Here is a 26,549-nt window from a genome sequence, read left to right as displayed (position 1 = left end):
ACTCATGAAACAGAGGACGTTTTTTATGAACAACAAATACCATCTTAAGCACTTATCGCTGGCGTTAGCCCTATGCAGTGCCCTGCCTGCTTCACACGTTTATGCTGCAGCAAATTTTAGCATCACGCCCATGAACGGTCCTGTATTCCCAAGCTCTATTTATTCTGGCGAGACGGTTTATGCCTATTACACCATTACCAATAAGACCTCATCCACGCGTGCAGGTTATATGATACAAGGACTGCCTGCATCGGTGATTCAAGTCACAAATTCAGCGAACCCAGCCTATTGCCAAAATCAAATTACCTTAACAGCCGGTAGTAGTTGTACTCTGCTACTTAGCATTTCAAAACCGGTGAAGTCTTCTTTCGCTTTGTGTAAAGGAAATAGCTGTACCACTGCTGATACCCCTTTAAATGTAAAACAATCCACTTTTTTACCCCCTGAAGTGGCTGGAGGACAATATTCCGATGGTGCCATCCTTTACCCCTTGTTAGCCAACAGCCAAAATGGCGGCTCCACTTGGACTTACGTGATTGAGAAGAACAATAACTTGCCTTCAGGGTTTACTAATTTAGGTGCTTTTTTCACTACGAGCTGCTCAGGATTAAATTGTATCGCGGGAGGCAATTATGTCGACGGCTCTATCTTTTACCCCTTATTAGCCTACAGTCCAAATGGCGGGGAAACCTGGACTTATTCGGTGGATAAGAACTCGACTCTGCCTTCAGGATTTTCTGGATTCGCTAATTTTGAAAGTATAAGTTGCTCTGGGTTAAATTGTAACGCCGTGGGCCAATATTTCGGCAGTTCTTCTAAGCTTTTTCCCTTATTAGCCAACAGCCAAAATGGCGGGGCCACCTGGACTTACGTGATTGACGATAGCAAAAGCTTACCTTCTGGATTTTCTGATTTTAGTAATCTTGGCACGGTGAGTTGCTCAGGATTAAACTGTGTCGCAGGAGGGTTTTATACCGATAACCTTCTGACTCAATACCCTATGTTGGCCAATAGCCAGAATGGAGGAACTAGCTGGACTTACGTGATTGACAAGAGCAAAACCTTACCTACAGGCTATACTGGTTCCGGTGTTTTTTACGGTGTGAGTTGTTCTGGATTACATTGTGTTGCAGGCGGACAATATGTTGGCAGCTCTATTAAATATCCCTTATTAGCCTATAGCCAGAACGGGGGATCCAGTTGGACTTACGTGATTGACAAGAGCAAAACCTTACCTACAGGCTATACTGGTTCCGGTATTTTTTACGGTGTGAGCTGCTCGGGATTAACTTGTGTCGCAGGAGGGCAATACTCCGATGGCCTTGCTATATATCCCTTATTAGCCTCCAGCCAAGATGGTGGCACGACTTGGACTTACACGATTGAGAAAGGTAAGAATTTGCCTGCAGGTTTTGCTGATGGCGGTCTCTTTTTCAGTGTGAACTGCTCGGGGTTAAATTGTGTCGCGGGGGGACAATATTCCGACGGTTCTATCCTTTATCCTTTATTAGCCTCCAGCCTAGATGGGGGGACCACCTGGACTTACACAATTGCAAAGAACAAGAACGTACCTTCAGGATTTACTGATAGGGGTACTTTTCTTCATGTGAATTGCTCTGGATCACGCTGTATTGCAAGCGGGTTATATTTCGACAACTCGATTCAATATCCCCTAGTAACCAATAGCCAAGATGGCGGCGCAACCTGGATTTACTCCATCGATGCGAGTAAGACTTTACCCTTAGATTTTAGTACTGGTGGCTTTATTAATAGTGGTGTTGTTTCATCATTACTTCCGGAATCAGTTGCTTTGACTTATCAAGTACCCGAAAATTATCACTCAATGAAAATACCAAATTGGCGTTAAATTAGGCCTGCAACAAAGTAATCTTGCTGCAGGTAACACTAGCTGGATTCCTTGCTGTACAAGCAGGAGTCCAGCCAGTGAACATTGCCAACATAAAATCGATCCCCATATTGGGATGACTGATTTACTTATGAGAGTAGAATGAAACACTAGATACCCATAGCTTGGCGGCTATGGATGAACAAGGAGTGTCAATCATGCCAGTAACACGTATTGAAAAAGACAGTATGGGTGAAATTGCCGTAGAAGCAGATAAGTTGTGGGGAGCACAAACACAACGTTCTCTACAGCATTTTAGTATTGGTCATGATTTAATCCCCCGAGAAATGATAACTGCCTATGCCATTTTGAAAAAAGCTGCAGCATTAGCGAATCATGCCAGTGCTCGTTTGGATGCCAAACAAAAAAAATTAATTGTAGAGGTCTGCGATGAAATTTTGTCAGGCCAACATCACGATATGTTCCCATTGCACGTGTGGATGACTGGGAGTGGGACCCAATTTAATATGAATGTTAATGAAGTGATTGCCAATCGTTGCAGTCAGATTGCAGGCTCCCCATTAGGCAGTAAAACGCCGGTGCATCCGAATGATCATGTGAATATGGCACAATCTTCTAATGATTCTTTTCCTTCAGCAATGTACATCGCTTCCGCAGTACAAATGAAACAGCGATTGATTCCTGCATTAGAGGCATTATCGAAAGCGATGCAGGTTAAAGCTAAAGACTGGAAAGACATTGTCAAAATTGGACGCACCCATATGCAAGATGCAACGCCCCTGACGCTTGGGCAGGAATGGTCTGGCTATGTAGGAATGCTTACCGATAATCTGCACCTTCTCGAGTCTTCCCTAACCAATGTGTATCATTTGGCCTTAGGTGGAACAGCAGTGGGTACAGGATTAAACTCTGCACCAGATTTCGCAGAAAAAGCGGCAGAAGCCATTGCCAAACTCACGGGTTTACCTTTTATCAGTGCCCCCAATAAGTTCACCGTCCAAGGTGCACATGATGCGCTGGTACAATTATCAGGCACCTTACGTACTCTTGCTGTTTCTTTATATAAAATCGCGAATGACATTCGCATCCTGTCTTGTGGCCCACGTGCCGGGTTCGCTGAACTTAAGCTCCCTGCCAATGAGCCAGGATCCTCCATCATGCCAGGCAAAGTCAATCCTACACAATGTGAGGCACTGACCATGATTTGTGTTCAGGTGATGGCAAATGATGTGGCTGTTGGTTTTGGAGGGGCAGGAGGATATCTGGAAATGAATGTCTATAAGCCACTCATCATTTACAATCTCATGCAATCAATTACCTTACTCACAGATGGGATGACCAATTTTCGCCAATTCTTAATCGAAGGTACGGAGCCCAATTTGCAACAAATTCAAGCCTTCGTAGATCGCTCTCTCATGCTGGTCACCGCTTTGTCACCAGTGATTGGCTACGATAAAGCCTCGGCGATCGCCCATTATGCAATGGACCATGATCTTTCTTTGAAAGAAGCTGCATTGCAATTAAAGTATATTAGCGAGGCAGAATTTGATCGTATTGTTGATCCGAAGAAAATGGTAGAACCATATGTCTCAAAAAAATGATCCTTCAGCAGGCACGCAATCACTCACTCTTGCAAAACAAGCGGAGATCATTTTGGCTTTCGCTAAAGTGCTTTTTGTTAATGGACAAACAACAACGCAAGTAATTCGCGAAGTAAAAAAAATAGCGCATGTATTGCATCTGAATGTCTTACTTGGAACACGATGGGGCGAATTATGGTTACATGTGACGGAACCCAGCGGAGCCCGATTTGAGTGTATTGTCGTCACAGAACCAGCCAGTGTTCATATGGGTAAGGTTATTGCCGCGCGCCAAACCTTAGATGCCTTTTATCAAGGAGCGACCACCTTAGAACAGGCTTATGAAGCGCTTTTACAAATTAATCGTCACCCCCCCTCTAAAACGTGGTTATTTACCTTAGCAGCAGCCATGGGGGCAGTAGCATTGGGTGTGATTTTTGGCCTAAATGAATGGTCAGCTGCGTGTTTGATCTTCTTAAGTGCTGCTTTAGGTGCAGTAACACGACGTTATTTGCTAACGATTACACCCAATTTGTTTGTTCAACCTCTAGTAGCCGCCGGAATTGCAGGGATTGTTGGAGCGATGGCAGTCCATTATCATTTAAGCTCTTCATTACGTCTCGTCGCATTATGCCCCTGCATGGTATTAGTCCCAGGCCCACACTTCCTCAATAGCGCCTTAGATTTTATTCATAGTCGTTTGCACCTGGGAATCGCGCGTTTGACTTTAGCCGGATTAATCTGTGTGAGCATTTCTCTTGGGGTATTACTGGGAACGACATTGCTGGGAGCAAGTTTACCTGTAGAGCCGATTACGCACCATATAGTCCCTCTTTGGCAAGATATGATCGCAGCGGGAATTGCTATCGTAGCGTACAGCATTTTTTTCTCTACTCCTTTAAAATTAATTGTCTGGCCAATGATAGTTGGAGTACTTGCGCATATGTTGCGCTGGCAGGCTTTAGTGAGTTTTGGTGCCAGTATTGCGGCAGCCTCTTTCTTGGCTTGCTTTTTAGTAGGTATCGTGCTGACATTGGTTGCTTATAAACAGCGGATGCCTTTCGCTGCGTTGGCCTTCGCTGCCGTTGTTTCTATGATCCCTGGTGTCTATTTATTTCGGATGGCCAGTGGGATTGTGGCATTAACTAATAGCCAACACATTACTTTTACTTTACTCAGCCAAACAATTTATGATGGCTTAAATGCTCTGGTTATTACCGTTGCCATCAGCATAGGACTGCTTGGCCCCAAAGTAATTTTGGATAAAATGGTAACAAAACATCCTCAATGGTTACAAACGAACTTGTAGCTGGTTATTTCTTGAGTGTTTTCTCAATTTGTTTCTGTGCTTCGTGCAATGCATTAGATGTATCTCGTGCTGTTTTAGGTAAAATGTTAAAGAAACGAAGCAGTTGTGTTCTCCATGAATCCTCATGGTTGTATTTTTTTAGAATTGATTTATCCGCCTCACTTACTGCAACTGACTCTTGAAAAGAACGAATGCTTTTTCTCCATGTTTTTTCTAAAGTTGAACGGAGTACCTCATAAGGTAATGTATTACAGTCTTTATTAATGTCCTCTTTAATTTTATCAACGCTTGTATGTAACTGATTAACCATTCGTTCAATGATTACTTTTTTTTCTGGGTTATCAGGATACTCTTGCGCAAGTCGCTGCACGATAGCATGCAATTTACCCTCAAGCTTCTCTAATGCATTAATAATGAGGGTCATCTTTTTATGAAAAAGCTCGATGATTTTATCAAGATGAGGGCGGGAGTTTATTGTTCTCAGGTATTCCGTATTGTGCCATGGAATAGGACTAAGTTTATGTCGCCTGTTGTCAAACTTTTCAACGCAATTAGAATAATCTCCATTATGGATTACTTCATAAAAATTTTTTGTCTGGGCTAAATACTCCGAAGCAGGATAAACCTCATTGGACCATGGGTCACAAATAACGGCGTCCTCACCCCAAGTTTCCGGTTGTTTCGGATGGCTATTTTTTTTTCTCCCCACAACTAGAAAGGCATGGTCGCCTCCTTCAATTTCATAAACTTCTGCATTAACCGATGGGGAAGCATGTTGAAGCACATAATCAAGAGCCATGAGTGCCATTTCATAACAATTTCCAAGAGAAAATTTTTTGCACTGTTGAATTGTAAAATGAAACTCCTGATACACCTCATTAATTTCTAAACGATAACCCGGATACTCACTACAAAGTGCTCTCAAATCGAGGATGGCTCTAAATAGCGACACTCGCTGCGCTTGGTCATAAGTATTATTAACGAGTTGTGATGATCCTTTTAAGATAAACGATCGGGAATAAGCACAGGCTGCTTTTGCAATCATTTCGGGAGTAGTTGATCCACGTGCTTCGCCAGCAACCCCATTATTACTCGTTTCTAGTTTAGAGTCTGTCATCGCTCTGTTTTATATTAAAAAATACAATGTCCAATTATAGGCCAACCAGCTCAAATAAGTATTAACAAGGGATTAACAGAGTATTAATTTCTAGTCTAATCTTAGCTAGAAGCCCCCCAAAATCCTTCATGTACTTTAATCGCCTCGTGCTCAAAATAAGGACCATTTACCCGCACGGTCCTTTTTCCTTGCTTCAATATCTTTTGACTTGGAATAACGAATCCTCCATGCGCAAGTGCTTCTAGTGCTTGCGCGGAACACCCATAAACAACGCGAGGTACTCCTGACCAATAAATGGCTCCAGAACACATCGCACAAGGCTCTGTGCTGGTATAAAGGATTGAGTGTTTTAAAATTTTTTTAGAAAATTTTTGGGAAGCTTTTCTTAAAAGCACCATTTCAGCATGTGCTGTTACGTCATGAGAGGATATGACCAAGTTTTCTGCAGTTAAAATTACCCGTCCTCGATACACTAATATCGCTCCAAAAGGATGATTTCCTTTTTGACGAGCCAATCGTGCCAGTTGAAATGTTTTGTCCAAAAAAAGTTTATGTGGTTCAGGAGACTCAGCCGCAAATCCCTGTAACGATAATCCAACCAATAACAGAGCTTTAAGATAATTAAAACCAGTTATTTTCCTAACCTGTTTGTATTGAGGCATGCTCATGGCTCCTATTGAGTCAACAATAAAAGCCATCACCAAAAATCTGCTTAAGACAGGTCGGTCAGGATGACTTAAAGAGTACCGAACCCTAACGATTTTCTTAATGTGAATTAAATCAAGTTGAACTCAACATGTCAAACAAGATAAATCGGGTTTTTTTGTATATTTTTTTATCTTTCCTATACTTTAAATTAAATACATAACTTAAGGATGTAGTTATGCCTAATCGAATCCAACCTGGGGATAAAATTGGACCCAACAACGCAGGAAAGATGATTCTGCGTGGCTGTTTTATGAATGTTTCAGAAGATTGGCTAAAAAATTCTTCTATCGAAGTGGGAGGATTACTCACTCGATACCTTAATAATCGACACAACGAGGCTACTGCTATTACGCTACAGTATGGGGACCGTGTTCCCGAAGGGCGTGAAATGGGGCCGCATAGATTAGATGTCGAATTTATGGCAAATGTAACGTACCAATTAAGAAAGTTCGAAAAAAGCGGGATAGACCTTCTGGAGGCGAGCTCAGATGATATTTTTGATCAAGTAAGCGAGCAAGTGATACTACTTCGGCAATCAATCCAAAATTATGAGGATAAATGCGCGGAAGAAGGTATAGAACCGATGTTTACTGGGGTTCCGTCTGTTATCATTAATAACGTTCTTAGCCGGGACGCAGTCACCCATGCTCAAAGCTTATTGTGGGAAGTTAGAGCAGAGCCAGTAGTAGCTGCTCAAGCTGCCCCGCTCAATTTATTCGAGGGATTAACGATGCACGTCAGTCCAGGCTCAAAATAAGCAGCCTGGGTATGCTATCCCTTCATTAAGCCTCCGAGTTACTGCTTAAAAGCCCCACACTAAATTTTCTAAATCCTTCAAGCTTCTTACTTTATCCTTCCAATTTGGAATTCTTACCTGAATATTCAAATTGCTGTATTGATGGAGCAGCATTAATGCGGTCAGTTGATGACTCAACATGTGCGTCAACTCATTTGGTAAATAGCCATAAGCCATTAAAAACGTGCGTAGTAATTGCTTGTCACCTTGTATAAGAAAGGCACCTGGGCCAAGCAAATCATACTCTGGTAAGCCTAACATCGCATCTCCAAAGTCAATCAATCCACTAATGTGCCAAATGCCATCCACTTGCTGAACTAAAAAATTCATCGGGGTATATTCCCCTGTTAAGATAACTGGCTTTTTGATCTCAGGTAAGGCTTCTTTGATTGAGTCAAGGTAAGCAGGCAGCTGTTGCAATAAAGGCATTGAAAGTCCTTTAGTTCGATGTTGCTCCACGCAATGCGCTATTTGTTTTTCCAGAAATTGCGGCCAATAACAATCAATAGCCTCAAGTCCATCTGTGGGTAAAGCATGAACTTCTCGAATGAGTTCTCCTAATTCGCGAAGGATGATCAGTTTATTATTGTGGGGCATTGTTTCCCACAGGGTTTCCAAAAGAGTCCCTTCAAGTTTGCTGATGATTAGATAAGGCCAGCCCAAAAGTTCCCCTTCATACTCAACAGTGGGGGTTTTTATCGAAAGCTTGCCAGCCACATGCTTTAATACTAATCGCTCACTTTCAAATTGACTTTGATGAAATGGCGGGAAAATTTTAATCACGTGACTATCCCCGTACGAAAAGACAATATTTGTCCCTTCAGAAAATAGCGTTAATGATTGCGCTGCTAATTGGTGTCTATGAATAATCGCTCTAGCCAGATCTTCTTCAATATGTTGCTTGAGCTGCTCATAGTCTTCGAAGGTATGGATGGTAGAGAGTGTTTGATTTAAAGTTGCGTTATCCATCAATTCATTCCTGACATGTTTCATTTTAAATTCATGTTGTTTTTTTTGACCAATTGTAACACTTTATTAACAATAATCTAATTTTCTATCACCAAGTGTCGCTTGGTTGCTCGCCAATCCAGAATTTAATATCCTTTATTTCTCTGCTTTGGGTAAATCCTGGTTGAAGCAACAACACTACGATTGCTTTAGAATAACGAAGTTTGTTAGTTTAACGCGCCATACCATTGGAAAAAAATTTTCAGCAAATTCAACATGAGAAAATTCTAAGATTCTTGGATAACTAATTTCGATTCCATAGTTCGAATTCTTTCATAATCTAATAAAATCAACTCTCGATCTCCAGCCAATCCAACAATTCCAATACTTGTGAGATAATCTACTGTTTGTGGAACATGGTCACCATTTTTAAACCAAATATGCTGATTAAAAAATGTATGCAATTTAGAAATGTCAGCAAGGGCTTCGACATTCACTATATTCCCTTGAGCGGGTGATTTCAAAAAAACAGGCATAACCGTTTTTTTGAATATCATTGTTTTTGTTACCACATCGCCTTCGGTATAGATCTCAACTAATTTATCTGCTTGACTACTACCCGTAGCCTCTCGAGCGAAGCCAACCACTGGGCCGCCACACATTCTGGTCCCTGTTTCTATGAGACGAGGCCCGTCCTTAGTAAGCATTATTTCATTATGAGCCGCTCCCCATCGAATCCCCAGAGCATCTAATGCTTTTTGAGTATAAGCAAATAATTCACCATACATTTCTTCACTATAAGGTACAAACTCAACATAGTCGTAAACCGTTTTGCGACTGTTAAACAAGGTCTTATTGTATTTAATTAAATGCGCTAAATAATGTTTTCCATGGGCACTCACTGTACCTACAGCAAATTCAGTTCCAATAGCCTGCTCCTGCACAACAACGGATTCATTCATTTTCCCAGTCAGTTTAGATGGTTCAGATAAAACGCAGTTAAATGCCTTTTTCCAATCACCTCTTGCTTGAATGTGAAAGACCTTATCGCTGCCAGCAGAAGCTGGAGGTTTAATTATCAGTGGCGAGTGAATCAATCCGTTTGTCTTAATCCAAGTTTCCGCTTCATCTTCCGATGAGGTATTGAACGTCTTGAGGGCTGGAACTCCGGCTTCCTGCAACGCTTTTTGCATTAGAGCCTTGTGCAATCTGTGCGCTGATTTTTTGGGATCATTGGCGAAATGAGGGGTTAAAGCGCTAGCCAAAGCGTCCGCAAGGGGAACTCCTTCCTCAGCACCGGGAATAATGGCAAGTGGGTTGTACTTTCTAAGCACCTCAACTAAATTGGGTTGCTCTGGAATGATTTCGATAAAATCATTGGTCCGAATTTTTGTACCAAATCCATCCCAATCTACTGGCTTATGCATGATGGCAATAGCAGGTATCCCGCGTGCTTTAAAAGCAGGAGCCAACTCTATTCCTGATGAGAGTGGATCGACAATTACTACGGGCCTATTCATGGACTATGCTCCTTATCAACTCCAATAAGGACTCAATTTTATCGAGTGGCGCGGAGGATTGAATATAAGAATCAGGTCTTACTAAAATTGCTAGGTTTTTATATTGCATGTTATTTGTCCAAAAATGGTTATGACATGGTTTCAGATAAATTGGAATGACGTTTACAACTTCTGGCACCTTGAGATCCAGTTCATAAGAACCAAAGATGAGTAAGGTAAATTTCCTGTAGTCCAAAAGAGAGTAAAGTCGTGTTTTGACGAGGCCATTAAAAATTTCAAAATCAAAGAGTCGAGAGCCACGAAGTTCTAGACCCCCATAACGAATCCCCATGCCCGTAATATTCCCAGCACGTTTTTGTATAATCGTTACATAGTCTTCGGCATGGGTCCCCTTAGCTGAATACTTAGTCGAACGGACAAGTTCCCCAGAAGTCTTGATCACCTCGCAAGCGACTGGTTTGCGCTCCGCTTCATAACTTAGTAACAGTTCTTTGGGGGCAGCGAAACGCATGACCATGTTTAACTTCCACATGAGATTAAATGCATCTGCAAGACCGGTATTAAGCCCTTGCCCGCCATTTACTGAATGAATATGACATGCATCACCGGCTAGAAAAATACGATCCTGCACGAAGAAATTTTCGGCGACAGACTCCTTAACCGAAAATTGTGAAAACCAAACAATCTCCTTAAAATATAAGGTATGAGGCTGCATTGCTTGATTAATTTTGCCGATGGCTTCATGCAAGGTAAAGTCTTGAGTATCCATTCTGACGTAAAACCTGTCGATTTTCCCCTCCCTTGGTATCCACGCCACATCAGAGGTTTCGGCCTGAAATACGATGATTTCAGGAACTTTTGGAAAATCTGTGGCGATAATGCCATCAATTACGGCCCATACCATTTGTGGGCGGATGATCTCAAAAGGTATTGCAAAGTGATTGCGGACAAACGAATGGGCGCCATCTGCGCCAATGACGTAACGTGACTGAATACGCGCTCCATTGGCAAGGGTGGTGAGACATCCCGCTTGATTAAGCTCAATATTGACTAGGGTTGTTGAACGTTTTACTGCTGCAGCAATCTCTTGAAGTTTCTTATCTAACAGTTTTTCTATATAAGACTGCCCCAGCATCAAGAAATGTTTATGCAAACACCCTTCCAGCTCCTCCCACCATAACGATTGCCGGGAAATAAATTTTCCCTCTGCCCACACCGAGCTGGTGTTGCAGGTCTTTCCTAAAGGATAGAGTTCATCAAATAAATCGACTAACTCCAGAAGCTGTAACGTGCGTGCATTCAGTGCATCCGCTCTACCAACTTCCAAAGGACCATCCGATTTATCAATGATAATCGTATGGATACCAGAAAGTTGTCCGAGGTAGGCACACATAAGCCCTACCGGACCAGCCCCCACAATCACAACATCTGCAACTTGGGCATTCATTCGTAAGACTCCAGTCCCGGGTTATCAAAGGGAGGATGACTCAACACATGGACGCGTTGAATATGGCGAGGAGACTTAGAGACAAATCCTTCTCGACCATGTAATAGTGAAAAATTATCTGCAATGACGATGTCTCCAGTTTGCCACTCGTGGGCATAGAAATTATCGGGTGAATAAAGTGCTGTTTTTATACTTCGATGGAAGCGCTCTAACTCTCCCTGGTTAATACCAGTAAATTGAAGATCAGGTGGATTTACAAAATGACCTTTATCTGCAGAGGGAGGTTCATTGTAGCGAATAACGAAGTAATCCTTTTGAGGATGCTTGGTGATAATTGGCGATACCGTCTTACTGTTATAAAATTCCATTGTTCGTTGATAGATACCCGTCACTTTCGTCCAAAATTCTTTGACTTCAGGAGACGCAAACTTTAACGCTAAAATGGTGTTTGAAAAGGTTGTCCTTCCCCCTTGTCCAGGCAAAGGCGCTTTGACACAATGAAAAATCTGATATTCCGGGACTTGGGGTCGATACATGCCATCCCAATGGAGCGGCATATAACTGTGATCAAAAATATGATCTTCCGGCTCTTCTTGCTCAATTAACTCAAGTACCTTGCCAAATGGCCAAAGACTTACTTCGCCCCAAAATTCACAATAGCTGGAAAAATCCTCGCCATTTTGAAATGTTTCAAACCCTCTTAAGACCACGAGTTGATTCTCCCTAAATAAATGACGTAAGTTCTCTATATCCAACTCGTTCACTTTCGTTTTTTCACTTACAGATTCTATGAGTACACCAAAAGGTTTTAGATCAGTCACTTTATAATTCATATTACACCTCGGCCATTAATTGATAATGACTGTGCCGTCCATCAGCAGCATAAATCAATTTTGCCCCTAAAGCCTCGGCTTCCGAGCGCTTCAGCAAGACATACCCTTTCTTGCTTTCAACCGCAACGCCATGCCAAGGGGTCATCCAGTTTTCCTTTCCTATTAAGCGAATTCCTAATTTTTTTGAGCCACATGATTGCGGATGAATGGACAATCGAACTGCCTGAGGAAAACGCTCAGAGATTAGGTTACTCCAAGCATTACTTCTTCTGATCACCTCATAGGCTTTAGAGCGAGACTCTTTTTGGATCGCCGAGCGACTTTTTATTCGCCCTTTATGCATGGCGTCTTCAAATAAAAAACGGGTGATTCCACTGTACATACGATTTGCTTCTTGCTCATCTGGACTTGCTGACGATTTAGCGCCATTGCGAATCTTGAGCTTAAGCGCGTCCAAGGACTGTCCATAGCGTTGGATCAGTTCCTCACGCATTTGCACAAAATGCAGATTCTTATAAAAGTCATCCAGATTAAACATTGATAGGTCTGAAAGGCACATTTCCTTTATTAGTCCATCCAGTTCAACTTGGTAGGCAGTCACATTACTTTCTTTCATTCCAATCACATCACTAAAAACCCTTCCATCGGAACACAAAATAATTTTAATTCCTGGGATATAAAAATTTTTTATTCGCTGACAGAGTGTGCCCAAAAAGCTAAGAGAAAGTCGTTCAGCATAATCTGGCAGGGGACCCAGAACTTTTTCAGGATTAGGAGACTTGCCTGGAAAAGCTGGTAATATAAACGTAACGGGTTCATTGTTTTCAACTGCAGTGATGATTTTTGGCAAGTGAGGCGAAGCACACTTTTGACAATCCCCAGGACATAAGCGAATCATTTCTGGGACACGACGATAAATCATTAGTTCGGCTAATATTCTTTGGGCAATTCCTTTGGCGCCAAGATTCTCTGTAATTAAAGTAAATGCGGTATTGTTCATTTTCCTTCTCTCATCAAATGATTTTGTTGACTAAATTGCTTGGAAAATAAAATTTTTGCCAAACTGAATATTTGTCACTCTGCAGAGGCAGGAATCGACACACGAATGTGACATGGTGCCTGATTGATGGATGTAATTCCGCTTTCGCGGGAATGACAGACACTTTTTCAACAAAGCCCCTCAACTAGAGAGTAACGATCCTCAATAAATAATTAAAATGATTTATTTTAATGGTTGTGATAAATTTTACTTATGGCAGGTGTTCCCTTGATAATTCATGTCTCTATTATTGGATGATATAAAATATTTTATCGCGGCTAGTGATACCCTCAATGTGACCCGAGCATCCGAAATTATCGGGATATCTCAACCTGCACTTAGTTATTCCATAAAGAGACTAGAAAACAAACTGGGTGGACTGCTCTTTATCAGGCTTAAAAATGGGATTCAACTAACGAAACTTGGAGAGGAGTTTAAGCAACGCGCTCATCGACTCGTATATGAATGGGAGCAGGTTCAAAACATCGCCAATCCTGAATCTGGGCTTGTACAAGGAAATTATACCATTGCCCTTCACCCTTCAGTTGCTCTTTACGCGCTCCAGTACTTTATGCCAAAACTTCAAGTTGACTTTCCAAAGCTTGGCTTTAATTTTATTCATGGCCATTCAAGAGAAATGACTGAAAAAGTAATCAGTTGGGAAGCCGATTTTGGTATAGTTGTTAACCCCATACAACATCCTGATCTCGTTATCATCAAGCTATCTACTGATGAAGTCTCAATCTTCTACGCCAACAATGCCCAAAATAAACTTATTTTTGATAAAAAGCTTGCTCAATCACAATATATACTGAAGCAAATTGATAAAAAGACCGCTTTTAATGGTGTGATTAACTCGACCAGTCTGGAGGTGATAGCCAAGCTAACAGCCTTAGGTCTTGGATATGGTATTCTCCCTTCAAGGGTCACCCATCAATACAAACATCTTAAACGATTAGACAATGCGCCTGTATTTAGAGATGAGATTTGTTTAGTCTACAGACCAGAAAAACATAGCAATCCTGTAAGTAAAAAAATTATTCAAATTATTAGGTCAGCTCTAAGCAGTGATAACGTTTAGATTTAAAATTCATGCAACTTTCTAGCTACCTCGTATCAAAGGAGGTAGCTAGAAAGTTGTGGTCAACACTCTATTTTTTGAGCTCAAAAGTGGTGATTCGAGTATCGCCTGTTGATAATTTTACTTCAACCTTATAGGTACCTGCCGGCCAGTTACCCGCAGCATCATTAAACTTAAACGCTTTAGCTATATTGCCACTGATACTGGCAACATTTTCACCATGTTCGTGAATATTTTTTGATGGATTGATTATAAACACCTGTACCTTAAGTCCAGCTATTGCATGGAAAATCTGCACTGTAACGTATATCACTTGGGTTGGTGGTAAAGTCGCTTTGCCTTGGCTCACATAACCGTCGCTATTCCCTACATCACTAATCAAAATACCTGCAATCCGCGGTGCTCCAGTCTCAGATTTTGTGACAACCCGATCACCTTGAGCAATCGCCTGATTCATAATCAATGATAACAACAGAGTTATAAAAGTATTTACCACAAGGTGTATGGATTTAGTCCGATCCTGAACTGTATGTTTCATCATGACTCTTCCTGAGTAGTACTTTTAATTAGCATAGTCCGTCGTTGCTCATTTAGCCAATATCTGTGATTGCTGCGGGGGGAGAATAACAGACAAGGTTTCAGCAAAGCGCCTCAAATGGAGAGTACCGACCCGCAACAAATAATTAAAATGCGATAGTTTTTATTTATGATTAATGTTCAATTGATGATTCATCTCATCATTGTTTAATTAAGACCCCTTCATGGATTAAAGAGCTAGGATAAAGAATTACCTCATCTCCAGCCTTCAAACCTTTTTCTATTACCGCCAAATCTGGATTATGATGTTCTATAACTATTCTCTGCTTATAAGCTCTATGCTTCTTGACAACAAAAACAGCCCAATTGTCTTCATCTCTAAATAAAGCACTCATCGGCACCACAAGAGAATGAGCCGATTCAAAAAGAATGATTTCTACATCTACCCTATATCCATCTCCAAGGTTCTTCCATAATTCATGGGGTGTAATGATATCAATAATCACATTGACTCGTTGTTCCTCGACTCCAAGCGCTGATATTTTCGTATAACCACTGGGTTCAACAACTCGCACACGACCTTCCAAGGGATAAGAACCACCCCATCGTTTTATAATTACTCGTGCATAAGGAGGAATTTTTGCTGCATCCTCGCTTAATATATCAGCGACGACTTCAAGACCCACAACATTAGCAATGTCCATAATTTTTGTACCAGGCACAACAGTAGTCTCGCTTTTTTCAATAACTCTTAAAACGGAGCCAGCAACAGGAGAATGAATCTCAACCTTATCTTGCGGATTCTTTTCATTATCAACTGTACCGGAGAGTGATGCTTTAACTTTTAAAATATAATGCTCTGCTGCATGCAGTTTTCGCAATGCAGCATTGTATTCTTTTTGTCTTAATTGATATTCCAATTGGGTATGTTCTAACTCTGTTTCCGAAACAAATCCTTTTTTTACCAACGGTTGCTTTCTTTTTAAATCCGACTCAGCAGTCTTAAGTGCTGCTTCAGCACGAATCGACTCTGCATTAGCCTGCTCATATAACGCTTCGGCAGTACCCAACTCTTGCTCTAATTCTTGCTTTGTCCGAACATCAAGCAAGGTTGGGATTTTCGGTTTGATGATCGCAATGACTTCGTCTTTATTTACTTTATCACCCTCAGTGAGATTAATGCGTACTAGTTCGCCAGAAACCGGAGAAACAATAGTATAGATTTTTATAGCACGTGTTTTTGCATCATCTTCAATGTACTGAACAAAGTGCTCATACTTTGCCTTCGCTGTTTCAACGTCAATACCCTTATGAGAAAAGAACCAAAGAATAACAACAAAAACTACAATGATTACAAGCGAATACCACACTAGTTTTTTCAGATTCAGGTTCGTTATCTTCATCAGTCTGCTACCTTTAATACAGAGGTTAAATTGAGATGACCGGCTTTACGCTGAATAATATAAAAACTAATTAAACTAGAAAAAAATATAACCATAATGGAGATAATATAAGTTCTAGGCTCAATAACAAAAGGAATTTTAAACCAATCTGTTTGCATTAATTGCAGTATAGACCAGGACAAAAAATACCCAATAATTAATCCTAAAGGGGTAGAGAGTATTATCTCAAATAGGTGATTTAAAAAAAGTAAAGTAGATACCTCTCCCTGAGTAAATCCTAAAACTTGTAGTGTCGTTAACTCTCGGGCTCGTTCCGCCAAGGTAATGCTCGCATTATTATAAACAACGCTAACCGCAATAATGATGGCAAAACTTGCAAGAATAGTGGTAAAAACAAGGATATGCTTCGCAAAAGTTTCTTCAAATGTCTTAATAATCGATGTCTTAAAAGTAATAGTACCTATCTTAGGTATTTCTTTTACTTCTTTATATAAATTTTTGACATGTTTTGTGTCTACAGTAATGGCTGCTGAGTTGATTAACCAATCTTCATTTAATAAACGGTTAAGTGCCTCAATTTCAATATAAGCGAACATTCCTACATAGTCATTTATAATTCCTTGTACTTTCAATTGCGTTTTCGCTTTGTTCCCTTCAAGCAGTTCAATATCCAGTCGATCGCCAACAGCCAAATGCAATCGTTCTGCTAACCCCTCACTGATTAACAGCGCATGTTTGGGGATAGTCATGCGATGAAGATTTTTGTCTAATAATACTTTTAATTTTGCACTTTCAGAGATACCAAACAGCGAAGACAGTTCGCTTCGATGTTGATAAGTAAATCGGGTGGGTACAATACGATAACCTTCACTGTTCGTGATCCCGATAATTTGATTCAATTCCATTAAAGCTATTTTATTGATGGGATTAATAAAGCTAACAACAGCATGTTCCCGTTGAGCCATAATAAATTGGGTATTTATGAGATAACGTATCGCATCTTGCCAAAATAATCCGAGGATTACGATGGCCATGGCTAATGCAATACCCACACAGGTTAATATCGTGCGTAAAAAATGGCGGAAAATATAGCGATACACCATTTTCACACTGCTGGGAAGTCTGGAAAAAAATTTGATTTTTTCAATCATAGTGGCTCGATACATCATAGGGATTGGCGGTTTCATCGCTACTGCGGGCATAAGACTTATTACTTGATGAATCGCTCGCAATGCCCCCAAAATGGCCGCTAAAAAGCAAATTAAGATTCCAATGATGGCTGCAAGATATGAAAAAATATAGGGAAACTTTGGGAATATAAAATATTCGGTATATAAATGGGTCATTAAATTACCAAACCATGCTCCTAATGACACCCCACCAAGTGCTCCAATGAAAATAATAACCAGAATTATTTTAATATAGTGATATGCAATGGCTAGGTCACGATAGCCTAGGGCCTTTAAAGTAGCTATTTGCTCGCGCTCTTTACTTATCATACGTCCTATAACTAAATTCAATAAAAATGCTGCCACGATTAAGAAAACAGGAGGAATATAGGTCGCAATAATTTTTTGTTGTTTTATTTCATTCGTTACAAATCGATCAGATATTTGATCTTTTCGTGTATAGCTAATCGTCAAACCATAAGAATGAAAAATTCTTTCTAATTGGGTCATTACAAATTGTTCTGAGGCATTAGGCGCAAGCTTAATATTAATGTCATTAAAAGCATCCTCCATTCCAAATGCAGCACTTAGTGCCTTTCGATTCATCCAAAATACGCCGAAATGGCGATTGTCAGGCAGCAAATCTTCCCCACGAATGGCATATACATATTCAGGTGATAAAACAATACCAACAATTTTTAGCTTTTCTCTATAGCCATTTAATAACGCAAAAATACTATCACCAGGTTTTAAATTATGACTCTTTGCAAAACTTTCATTGACTAATATTTCATCCTGGCGATTAGCCTCGGGCAGTCTTCCCTGGCGCAAAAATAATTGATTAAGACCTGATGTATGCTTATCCGATATTGATATAAAACGTCCTACTGCAGGCTCTGGCATCCAAGGTAAGTCAAGCACAACATCCTCTACAATTCGAGTTTCTACTTGGGCCACCCCTGAAATTTCTGTTATTCGCTTTTCTAAATAATTCGGCGCTCTTTTCAGTGAAGCAAATACATCGGCAAAATGATAATTGGAATAAAATTCCTGTTGCGCATTTTTTAAAGATGCATAGGTATTAACTGATGCGATTAAAACACTAACTCCACTGCAAACGACCAATGCGATGGTAATAATTTGGCTTTTGAGTGTTATAACATCACGCCACAATTTTTTGTTTAATACGGTTACCATTGCAATTCTTCTGGTTTTCGTTTGTATTTATTTTTTAATATCTTGCTTATTGAACCATCGGCTATATGAATTACTCGATCGGCCATCTCACTGATCACTATATTATGGGTAATAATGACTACGGTGGTATTCAACTTCTTGTTCGCCAGAGCAAGTGTTCCTAAAACAATTTTACCGGTTTCGCAATCAAGTGCTCCTGTAGGTTCATCACATAAAAGGACATCTGGACTCTTAGCTATAGCACGAGCTATTGCAACGCGTTGTTGCTCTCCCCCAGATAACTGCGAAGGGAAATGATTCATACGACTTTCTAAGCCAAGTAATTTAATTGCATCCTCAGGACGCATTGGATTATCTGCAATTTCGGTAACGATGGAGACATTCTCTAAAGCAGTAAGGTTGGAAATCAGATTATAAAATTGGAAAACAAATCCTACATGCTCGCGTCGATAGCGGGTTAAATCATGTTGGCTCGATGAAGTAATCATATGATCTTTATAAATGACTTCACCAGATGAAGGCACATCCAATCCGCCTATTATATTTAAGAGTGTAGACTTACCACTTCCAGATGGCCCTAAAAATACAACAAGTTCCCCTTGATATAAGTCAAGGCTAACGGATCGCAAAGCATGAATTACCACCTCGCCCATTAAATACGTTTTAGTCAAATTTCGAATAATAAATGCTGGAATTTGTGGCATTACAAAATCCATTTATAAATTAATATGCTTTGTAGTCCATATTTATTGAATGCATTATGGATGCATTCAACAACCGTAAAACAATCTCTGAAGAATTAATAGAATGAGCTTTTCTTAATTACCGTAATAAACTTAGTTTAGATCAAAAATAATCTTTAAGCCCTATATTTTATTTCTTTAAGATTAATGTAGTTTCGCAGTATCAATTAATGGTTTATTGAGTTTATTAAAATTTATTCTATTATAAAAATAATAGCTTATTTAGACTTTCTTTTATGTGCTGACATTCTGGGGCTTGTCTATAGAATTTTGAGCTTATTCAGAATGACCCATTAAATTGGAGAATAAGCATGGACGCACCTAAATTTTGTAAACATTGCGGAAATAACCTCATATCAGATGCTTCGTTCTGTAGTCATTGCGGCGCAAAAATAGAAACAGATTCATTTTCTCAGATACAAAAATCATATTCCACCCAAGCAAACCATCAGAAATCCCCTGCCGTTGTTCTTATTTTCGGATTATTTTTAGGAGTTTTAGGGGTTCACCGAATTTATGTAGGAAAAATATATACCGGTTTATTAATGCTCATTACCGGAGGAGGATTTGGTATTTGGTATTTAGTCGATTTAATCCTATTAGTGACGAACAAATTTGAAGATAAAAACGGCAACTTGATTCAACTGACTCAAAATCCATCCCCATTTAAAAAAGTAATGTTGGTGATAGGAGCCGTTTTTGCCTGGTTGTTACTCTATGTGGGAACGATATTTATCATCATATTCCTCTTGATGAGTGGCTTGACTTACCCTATTAATCAACAACTCAGTGCATTAAAATCTGGAGACATTGAAAAAGCATACTCCTATACCTCAAAAGATTTCCAGAAAGCGACTTCTCTTACTGATTTTAAAAAATTTATAAATCAGTATCCTTCGTTAAAAAATAATGCGAGTGCTTTTTTTAACGAGCGAATCATTGAAAATAATATAGGCATTGTGAAAGGGACTCTGACTGCACAAGATGGTGCAAAAACACCGATTGAATATCGCTTAATATGGGAAGATGGAGCATGGAAGATTTTAAATATTAAGCTAAGTTCTACGGGAGCAGGAATAAAGGTAGCTCTTAACTCCTTCGCTTTATTAAACGATCCGACACCGCAGGAATCTGCATGGATTAATTTTGAGAATAAAGGGAATAAATACGCTCTTAAATATCCAAGTACCTGGGAATATATTAAAACAGGGAAAGGAACGGTCGTCTTTAGAGGTAAAAAGGATACTAATCATACAACGATTACTATCCAAACTCTTTTGACCAAAAAAAATAAGGGTCAATACTCAACCGTTCAAGAACTGAAAGATGACTTAAAATCACAAATTTTTGCGAATACCACCGAACCCAAATTATTAGCTCAAGGGGAGATGGAGCTGCCTCAAAATCCCAAGAGATTTCATGGAGAATATTTAATATTTACTTATAAATATAAGAATAACGAATACAAGCAAATGTATGTAATCATTTTAAGGGACGATGAGTTAGCTTTTTATACTTGGAGCTATGCATCGTTAATAAATCAATATGAAGCCGATCTTCCTATTGCTAAGGGTATGTATGAATCATGGACTATTTACTAAATCACAGTCTATCGTTTTACCATGCATTTTATAATGTAAGCTGATGAATAGATTTCAAAATCAATATATTGGATTTTATGAGGACTTATATCAGGAGATGACTAATGGAGTTTTGGCGACGCAAAAGAATATTTCTCTTGATAATCGCAGTCCTGATTTGTCTTTACTTAATTCTAATGCCAAAAAAATTATCAAAAGAGCCTAAAATAAACCCGCAATCGAAACCTCCAATTGAAATAAAACTACCTAAACCTGCATACACCAGTCATATCTCAATTGAGGAAGCATTGAAAAAACGTCGTTCAGTAAGACAGTATAAAAATGAAGCAATAACACTACAGCACGTTGCACAATTACTCTGGGCTTCACAAGGGGTAACCTCTAATAATGGCTTGCGTACAGCTCCTTCAGCAGGAGCTCTCTATCCATTGGAAGTATATTTAGTGAGTGGAAACATAGAAAAATTACCCGCAGGCATATACCACTACATACCGGCAAAGCATCTTTTGCAAAAGTTAAAAGAAGAGGATGTACGGAATCAACTTGCTAAAGCAGCCTGGGGACAAAAGGCTATCCAATTAGGGGCTGTCGATATTGTTATAACAGCTGAATTTTCTCGAACAATAAATAAATATGGTGATAAAGGAACATCCTTTGTTTTTATGGAAGCAGGCCATGCAGCACAAAATATTTATTTGCAATCTGTATCATTAAATCTTGGGACTGTATCCATAGGCGCATTTGATGGAAATCAAGTTAAAACAATCTTGGGTATCCAAGAAGAACCTTTGTATATTTTGCCAATCGGGAAAATTTAAAGGGCAGGGCCACGTTTACTAGACTCTCCTAGGGAGTAAAGGGATTCTGTTCTAAATCTAGCTCTTTAACCATCAAGGCAAACTCAGACACACTGTGTGGCTCCGACCAAAAATGCAAGAGATTTCTTTTCATTGCGCAAACATCACGAATATCAGCAACATATTGGTTTATATCAGTATACTGCGGGTCTTCTTTTTTAAGCCTATTTTCTATAGCAACAAATAAGTTGATTTTCCATTCACTATTTCTGATAGTTTGACGACCATTTTGTTGCATTGATATATTATTTTTAAGTTTATTGATGATCGTTAATAATTTCTCGTTATTATTACCCCTCTCTGATATGTTTTGCGGTGCCGCTGTAAACTGGGGTTCCCGATTCTTTTTTTCTTCATACTCCGAAAGAACCGGAGCAGAATTATCATGAGACATCACCGCTGGTTGGATATTTTCATGGCAAACAGCTTCTGAATGTATTTCTATAATTTGATGAATTTTTTCAATACACACTCTTCCTGGAACATGATTATCGATAGGCATCATCGTTGGTTGGAAACTTCCAAAGCAAACTGTGCTGCCAAAACAATGATTAATAAGACCTTCAATCAAGTCGAGTTTGCTGACATTAAAATACTGACCAAAAAAATTGTGGCCGTGAGATGCATCTGTGAGAGGAACTAAAATATTCCACTCCAAGTAATACAAAGGTTCTCTTTCAACGATACATAGCTCTTGTTCCATTTGACTGAGACAATCTTCGATTTCACTCACCTCAAAACTAAGTTTAAGGGGGCCTTCTTTATTTATTTTAAAGGGTTGTCCTGTATTTTTAATCTGTTGAATAAAAGCATGCACTCGTTCAATAATAATTTTTCTGGCCGTTTCTACCTGTTTTTTGTCGAAATTTATAAGGCTGTATTGTACAAATTCAGTTGATGGTGATTCACTCAATTTATTTGCATTAGGTTCGGTGATTAATTTGGTTTCCATTAGATAACCCAGAAAAGAGATGATGGTGGCATCTTATAGGAAATTAGCAAAGTGCTCTATATTTTTATTATCTGTATAAAGACCCAAGTAAAGTATAGGGTCATGAAACAGCATGGAATGTTGCATTTCATCATAGAACGCCTCCATGAGTTCATCGCTTTGTTATCCTAATAACAAACATGATATGTTATTTTTTAATACAAATGACGTTATTAATGAACAAGTGCTATTATTTTAATAAGTAGCCCTAATCAAAAAATACCCGATGAAAGACACTGTAAGTTTTTTTTTCTTAGGCACCGACTGTCATCGCAGCAAATATCAAGATGTACTGACTGCTTTTCATAATGCTGCTGCAGCAGCAGAAAAGGCTGGAGCCAAGGTTGCAACACATCTGTTCGATGGCGTGGGTTCAGAGCCTGATCCAACGTGTACCGATCATCCAACTCCTGGGCGATATATTTATGACGCCGTTCAAAAAGCAAAAGTTAAAGCCTCAGATGAAATACTTTCGGGTGTAAAAGACCTTATGCAGTTGGTCACCGGCCGCTTGCTTGGTGATGGGATGGATGAACAATTATTTGAAGCGACTTTATTTTTACGACAACTTATCCTTGATAATGGTGGGGAAATGCCTAAAACGGTCAATTTGCATGGTTACAGCCGCGGCGCTGATGCCTGTGTGAGGTTGGCTAATTTACTGGATAATTTGTACCCTGATGTCAAAGTAAATTTATTTTTGGTTGACCATGTACCAGGTGCCGGGAGGGCCGATGATCCTAATTCCTACATTATTCCTAAAAACGTACAAAGACTCGAGGCAGCAGTAATGTTGCATGAATATAAACCTGGTTTTGATCCTCAAGATAGAAGCAGGTACGTTTTTGCAAGCCCGCATACCACAAAAGTCGCTATAAAAGTATACCCTGGTTGGCATGGTAAAGCGATGTTGTTAACTCCTGAGGAAAAAACGAATCATGTCCCCAAATTATTACATGATGATTTGTATCGCTTTTGTCAGGAAACAGGTAGTTTGGCCAAAAACGCACTCCGCCCACCCTATAAGATGGTCATGAATAATCAATGGACAGAATTTAAAGATATTCCAGCTGAGTCCTTATCCCGGCAGAAACGTTTTGAATATTACAATGAGATGCGGGATTGCTGGTGGCTCTACTCGAAAGGCACTGCCTTCCACGCTCGACGAGTTCTAAGTCACCATAGGCATTATAGTCAGGATCATCGTTTATTTGTGAATCAGGAACATGGAGAGTTGTTCCAGGAACTGTATCCTAAGCTATACCAATGGTTCTATGAAGGAAAGACTATTGATGCAACAGACGTACGCACGGAATTAAATCAATTGCGTAAGGAACACGAAGAGTTTTACCAAAAATTTTGCAAAATTAATCATATTAAAGAGAAGAGCCCTTTACCTCAACCACGAAAAGTAACACTCTATTTTCGTCGTCCATTGGGGGCCACTTTAGTCGATGATGAGCGTTCTTTTCTTGAGCAAGCAATAATTTCGGTAACTAATTATGAAAAACATCTCAAGGAAAATAATTCAGTCCCCATCAAATTTGCCTTAGACCGTCTACAGAACTGTTTGGATAAAACCGCCAATATGGATGACAAAGGTGCAACGCCAATTTTAAAAAATGAACTAATGAGGGTTGTTCTGTTTTTAAAAAATTACAATCAGCAAGAATCTTATTTATATCGCCAGTTACGTAAAGTGTGTCACTCATTTCAATATATTGATGAGGTCATTGATTTGCTTAATGCTCATTTAGACAATAATCGTACACTTCATCCTGCTCAACGAGATTATATTACAGATCTCAAAACAGAACTGAATGCAATCAAAGATGATCCTAAACTAAATTATATGGAAAAAATGAAATTAGCTAAATCTAAAGTCAGTAGCCTTTCATTACACCTGCAATCTTCTGATGATCAAGAGTTCAGGTATAATTTATCTGCAGAAAACTTTTTTACTAATGAAAAATACACCATTCCCATACTATTAAAATCGTTAAATAAGTTAAATGCCCCAGGCTTTTCTGAAATGAGTGTAGCGAGCGACATTGCGAAGAAATTTGAAGCTTATTATTTGCGCAATCAGTTTTGGGATGCTGTTCATAAACTCTTATCTAATGTAATTACTCTTCCACCATTTTTTTCATCAAAAAAATCAGAGTTAGCACATAACATTTATTTGGGATTAAGAGAACTCGATGAGGCTGGTCACGGGAATGAGTTAGGGCAAATTTCAAAAATACTTGCCCAAGGGCAAAAAGAATTACACGAAAACTATAGGGAAGAAGGAAAACCTTTTTTAGGTGAGTTCGACAAAATTATGATTCAAGCACATGGTCAACTTAATCTGGAAATAAATGCTTTTCCTTTTACCGATGTTAACCCTGAAATCCCTCAAAATAGATGATATTGCTCATATTCTATTAGAGGTCTTAAAAAAAAGTGATCATTTTTGGAAAATTCGGCTTGTTTTAAAGACCGTACCTAACCAGATCCACTAACGATGATGATTCAAAATTTTTTGCTGATCTATTTTACTTTATCAAGCAACCAAAAAAGAACAAATTGATTAAAATAAGATCATGAAATATACTAACATTATACAAAACCAACTACATTGGGTTATCTTTGATGCCAGAGAATGATCATTATGACACCCCCGCATGTCATTATAATATTGACCGCAAAGAAGCTGAAAAGCGTCTCATGAATATGCCCTTTGGAACCTTTTTATTGCGGCCCAGTAGTCAACAAGATGCCGTTGCTGCATTGAGTATTGTGATAAGAGGAAAATCCTCGGAAATTAAGGTGCTCCATTTGTTAGTCACCCAAAATCCAGCTGATGAGCAAACGCTTACCCTACAAAATTACCCAGGCAATTTCCAAGATCTCAAAACGATGGTGTTACGACTTACCAGGGAGAGAAATTGGATTCCCTTTAATCAAATTGAAGCGGTGAAAGGAATGGACTGTCTGCGAGGCTCTTCTTTGCTGTCAATGACGTGGAAACAATTGGATTTGAATGAACAGCAAATTGAAAAAGCTCTGAACTCTAAGCCAATTGGAACATTTATTTTTTCCCTTGGAAAAGTAAATAGCTCGCATTCTTGGGTGATGTCTCTAAAAATTAGTAAGTCTACAAATTTGAATATTGGGCTTTATATTAACAAGAATGGTTTTTGTGAAAAATCTTTAGTATCAGAAAATAGTAGGCCAGTAATTGCAATTCCCAAATCAGTTAATGAAATTATAAGTTTGAATGGTGGCCAATATTTTGCAGATGAATGTAGTTATAAATATTCTAAGGGAGAACTTATAAGCCAGCCAATATTTATCGAACCATTAAAACTGAAGAAATCAACTATTGAAAGTTATATTAAGTCAATCGAAGAAGGTAATGTAGCGGAAATTAAAAGCCTCTTTAAAAATCTATCTAAAGTACAAAAGCGGGCGTTACTTAAGCTCCCTTTCTACATTCACCCCTATACTCAAGATAGAGATTTTAGCCAAGGCTACACCTCAAAACCAATTGATTTGGCAACTGGCCAGGAAATGAAGGATTTTCTAAGTAAAGAAGAAGAGAAACTCAATAATTTGACCCAACATGCACTTATGGGACTGTTTAAGGGAAATGCGTTGTCAAAAGATGTTGCTCGCATCATTGCGAGCTATTTGGATTTTACTGATGGCTTGCATATTTCGCAAACAAGTAAAGAAATGCATAAAGACGCAACCTCTGATCCAGATGAGAATAAACCTAAGTGTTAAGGCAGAACTTCATCATCAGTTCTAAAAAAATTTGG

General features: G+C 39.2%; 22 protein-coding genes. 10 read left to right on the top strand and 12 right to left on the bottom strand.

What is annotated here, in order from left to right; all coding sequences use genetic code 11:
• Positions 1-25 precede the first annotated feature (25 nt).
• The 3 genes from ACF8MK_RS06550 (at position 26) to ACF8MK_RS06540 (ending at position 4,756) form a co-directional block, all read left to right on the top strand.
• Positions 26-1,867 (top strand): hypothetical protein, encoded by a 1,842-nt coding sequence (locus ACF8MK_RS06550; RefSeq protein ID WP_392538662.1) that lies wholly within the window; start codon positions 26-28, stop codon positions 1,865-1,867.
• Between the two features lie 197 nt (positions 1,868-2,064).
• Positions 2,065-3,468 (top strand): class II fumarate hydratase, encoded by a 1,404-nt coding sequence (gene fumC, locus ACF8MK_RS06545; protein ID WP_392538661.1) that lies wholly within the window; start codon positions 2,065-2,067, stop codon positions 3,466-3,468.
• On the top strand, positions 3,452-4,756 hold the full coding sequence (locus ACF8MK_RS06540; RefSeq protein ID WP_392538660.1) for a threonine/serine exporter ThrE family protein: 1,305 nt from the start codon (positions 3,452-3,454) through the stop codon (positions 4,754-4,756). Before fumC ends, ACF8MK_RS06540 begins: the two co-directional genes overlap by 17 nt.
• Positions 4,757-4,760: 4 nt before the next feature.
• On the opposite strand, the gene ACF8MK_RS06535 is transcribed toward ACF8MK_RS06540, so the two are convergent.
• Complete coding sequence (locus ACF8MK_RS06535; protein WP_392538659.1) at positions 4,761-5,873, bottom strand: hypothetical protein; 1,113 nt, start codon at positions 5,871-5,873, stop codon at positions 4,761-4,763.
• Between the two features lie 101 nt (positions 5,874-5,974).
• The gene (locus ACF8MK_RS06530; RefSeq protein WP_392538658.1) at positions 5,975-6,535 is read right to left on the bottom strand and encodes a nucleoside deaminase; all 561 of its coding nucleotides are present in this window, start codon (positions 6,533-6,535) and stop codon (positions 5,975-5,977) included.
• A gap of 221 nt (positions 6,536-6,756) precedes the next feature.
• Here ACF8MK_RS06530 and ACF8MK_RS06525 point away from each other — a divergent pair, with 221 nt between their 5' ends.
• Positions 6,757-7,338 (top strand): hypothetical protein, encoded by a 582-nt coding sequence (locus ACF8MK_RS06525; protein ID WP_392538657.1) that lies wholly within the window; start codon positions 6,757-6,759, stop codon positions 7,336-7,338.
• A gap of 45 nt (positions 7,339-7,383) precedes the next feature.
• On the opposite strand, the gene ACF8MK_RS06520 is transcribed toward ACF8MK_RS06525, so the two are convergent.
• From ACF8MK_RS06520 to ACF8MK_RS06500, 5 genes are all read right to left on the bottom strand, one after another.
• A complete protein-coding gene (locus ACF8MK_RS06520) occupies positions 7,384-8,346 on the bottom strand; it encodes a phosphotransferase family protein (RefSeq protein WP_392538656.1) in 963 nt (320 codons plus the stop codon).
• Positions 8,347-8,612: 266 nt separating this feature from the next.
• Positions 8,613-9,845, bottom strand: a complete 1,233-nt coding sequence (locus ACF8MK_RS06515) for an ATP-grasp domain-containing protein (RefSeq protein ID WP_392538655.1) — start codon at positions 9,843-9,845, stop codon at positions 8,613-8,615.
• On the bottom strand, positions 9,838-11,292 hold the full coding sequence (locus ACF8MK_RS06510) for an FAD-binding protein (RefSeq protein ID WP_392538654.1): 1,455 nt from the start codon (positions 11,290-11,292) through the stop codon (positions 9,838-9,840). Before ACF8MK_RS06510 ends, ACF8MK_RS06515 begins: the two co-directional genes overlap by 8 nt.
• Positions 11,289-12,125 (bottom strand): TauD/TfdA family dioxygenase, encoded by an 837-nt coding sequence (locus tag ACF8MK_RS06505; protein ID WP_392538653.1) that lies wholly within the window; start codon positions 12,123-12,125, stop codon positions 11,289-11,291. Before ACF8MK_RS06505 ends, ACF8MK_RS06510 begins: the two co-directional genes overlap by 4 nt.
• 1 nt (position 12,126) lies before the next feature.
• The gene (locus tag ACF8MK_RS06500; RefSeq protein WP_392538652.1) at positions 12,127-13,125 is read right to left on the bottom strand and encodes an L-tyrosine/L-tryptophan isonitrile synthase family protein; all 999 of its coding nucleotides are present in this window, start codon (positions 13,123-13,125) and stop codon (positions 12,127-12,129) included.
• A gap of 277 nt (positions 13,126-13,402) precedes the next feature.
• Between ACF8MK_RS06500 and ACF8MK_RS06495 the strand changes: the two genes are divergently transcribed.
• Entirely contained in the window at positions 13,403-14,245 is an 843-nt protein-coding gene (locus ACF8MK_RS06495) for a LysR family transcriptional regulator (protein ID WP_392538651.1), read from the top strand.
• Positions 14,246-14,315: 70 nt separating this feature from the next.
• Here ACF8MK_RS06495 and ACF8MK_RS06490 read toward each other — a convergent pair whose 3' ends face one another.
• The 4 genes from ACF8MK_RS06490 to ACF8MK_RS06475 form a co-directional block, all read right to left on the bottom strand.
• Complete coding sequence (locus ACF8MK_RS06490; protein ID WP_392538650.1) at positions 14,316-14,786, bottom strand: ABC transporter permease; 471 nt, start codon at positions 14,784-14,786, stop codon at positions 14,316-14,318.
• Positions 14,787-14,982: 196 nt separating this feature from the next.
• Positions 14,983-16,185, bottom strand: a complete 1,203-nt coding sequence (locus ACF8MK_RS06485; protein WP_392538649.1) for an efflux RND transporter periplasmic adaptor subunit — start codon at positions 16,183-16,185, stop codon at positions 14,983-14,985.
• Positions 16,185-18,551 carry an ABC transporter permease gene (locus ACF8MK_RS06480; protein WP_392538648.1) on the bottom strand — a complete coding sequence of 789 codons (2,367 nt, stop codon included), beginning with the start codon at positions 18,549-18,551 and terminating at the stop codon, positions 16,185-16,187. Before ACF8MK_RS06480 ends, ACF8MK_RS06485 begins: the two co-directional genes overlap by 1 nt.
• The gene (locus tag ACF8MK_RS06475) at positions 18,545-19,255 is read right to left on the bottom strand and encodes an ABC transporter ATP-binding protein (RefSeq protein WP_392538647.1); all 711 of its coding nucleotides are present in this window, start codon (positions 19,253-19,255) and stop codon (positions 18,545-18,547) included. Before ACF8MK_RS06475 ends, ACF8MK_RS06480 begins: the two co-directional genes overlap by 7 nt.
• Positions 19,256-19,605: 350 nt before the next feature.
• Here ACF8MK_RS06475 and ACF8MK_RS06470 point away from each other — a divergent pair, with 350 nt between their 5' ends.
• From ACF8MK_RS06470 to ACF8MK_RS06460, 3 genes are read left to right on the top strand one after another with little or no spacing between them, the layout of a single operon-like run.
• Positions 19,606-20,895: a DUF4864 domain-containing protein gene (locus tag ACF8MK_RS06470; protein WP_392538646.1), complete on the top strand. Its 1,290-nt coding sequence runs from the start codon at positions 19,606-19,608 to the stop codon at positions 20,893-20,895.
• Positions 20,896-20,938: 43 nt separating this feature from the next.
• Positions 20,939-21,100, top strand: a complete 162-nt coding sequence (locus ACF8MK_RS06465) for a hypothetical protein (protein ID WP_392538645.1) — start codon at positions 20,939-20,941, stop codon at positions 21,098-21,100.
• Entirely contained in the window at positions 21,072-21,713 is a 642-nt protein-coding gene (locus tag ACF8MK_RS06460; RefSeq protein ID WP_392538644.1) for a SagB/ThcOx family dehydrogenase, read from the top strand. The genes ACF8MK_RS06465 and ACF8MK_RS06460 overlap by 29 nt, the downstream gene beginning before the upstream one ends.
• A 28-nt stretch (positions 21,714-21,741) precedes the next feature.
• Here ACF8MK_RS06460 and ACF8MK_RS06455 read toward each other — a convergent pair whose 3' ends face one another.
• Positions 21,742-22,704 carry a hypothetical protein gene (locus ACF8MK_RS06455; RefSeq protein ID WP_392538643.1) on the bottom strand — a complete coding sequence of 321 codons (963 nt, stop codon included), beginning with the start codon at positions 22,702-22,704 and terminating at the stop codon, positions 21,742-21,744.
• 265 nt (positions 22,705-22,969) lie between these two features.
• Between ACF8MK_RS06455 and ACF8MK_RS06450 the strand changes: the two genes are divergently transcribed.
• Both ACF8MK_RS06450 and ACF8MK_RS06445 read left to right on the top strand, forming a co-directional pair.
• Positions 22,970-25,153 (top strand): DUF5621 domain-containing protein, encoded by a 2,184-nt coding sequence (locus tag ACF8MK_RS06450; protein WP_392538642.1) that lies wholly within the window; start codon positions 22,970-22,972, stop codon positions 25,151-25,153.
• 224 nt (positions 25,154-25,377) lie between these two features.
• Entirely contained in the window at positions 25,378-26,514 is a 1,137-nt protein-coding gene (locus tag ACF8MK_RS06445) for an SH2 domain-containing protein (protein ID WP_392538641.1), read from the top strand.
• Positions 26,515-26,549 lie beyond the last annotated feature (35 nt).

Source organism: Legionella sp. 227 (assembly GCF_043161935.1).
GTDB classification, from domain to species: domain Bacteria; phylum Pseudomonadota; class Gammaproteobacteria; order Legionellales; family Legionellaceae; genus Legionella; species Legionella sheltonii.
The sequence above is the reverse complement of the archived record's forward strand: the minus strand, read 5'-3'. Positions and strand labels throughout refer to the sequence as shown.